The following is a 712-nucleotide window of genomic DNA, read 5'->3' as shown; positions in this document are numbered from 1 at the left end:
ACCCTGGCCGCGCTGCACGCCGGCGTGTTGACCGAGTGGCGGGCCACCCTGATCGTCAAACAGTCGGCCTGCCTCACCGTCGAGGACCGGCGTGCCTTGGATGCCGAACTGTGCGCCGACCAGCAGAGCTTGGTCGGGTTGGGCAATGCCCGGATCGAGGCCGCCGCGGCCGCGATCGCCGCCCGCCTGGATGCGGCGGCGGTGGTGCAACGCAAAGAACGGGCGGCGGCGTCGGCCTCGGTGTCGACCCGGCCGGCCCCCAACGGGATGGTGTATCTGACCGCGGTGCTGCCGCTGTCCCAAGGCATCGGGGTGTACGCAGCGTTGCGACGCGAGGCGGATCTGTGTGGCGATGGCCGCCCCCGCGGACAGATCATGACCGACACCCTCTACGGCCGGGTCACCGCGCGCCCGGCCGAGGCGCCGGTGCCGATCGCGGTCAACCTCGTGATGGCCGACACCACCCTCTTCGGTGACGACGACAGCCCCGGCTGGATCGACGGCTACGGCCCGGTGCCGGCCGCGGTCGTGCGTGACCTGGTGTCGGATGTCGTCACCGACCAGGCCCCGAAAGCCACGCTGCGCCGGCTCTACCGCCACCCGTCGAGCGGGCAACTGGTCGCGATGGAATCACGGGCCCGCCGCTTTCCGGCCGGGTTGGCGATGTTCATCGGGCTGCGCGACCAGACCTGTCGCACCCCCTACTGCGACG

The 712-nt window shown here is 71.6% G+C and carries 1 pseudogene; it reads left to right on the top strand.

What is annotated here, in order from left to right:
* Positions 1-712 (top strand): annotated as a pseudogene (locus ACZY1G_RS27795) (HNH endonuclease); the annotation flags it as partial.

It is taken from the genome of Mycobacterium sp. IDUB_5 (genome assembly GCF_055419565.1).
The sequence above is the reverse complement of the archived record's forward strand: the minus strand, read 5'-3'. Positions and strand labels throughout refer to the sequence as shown.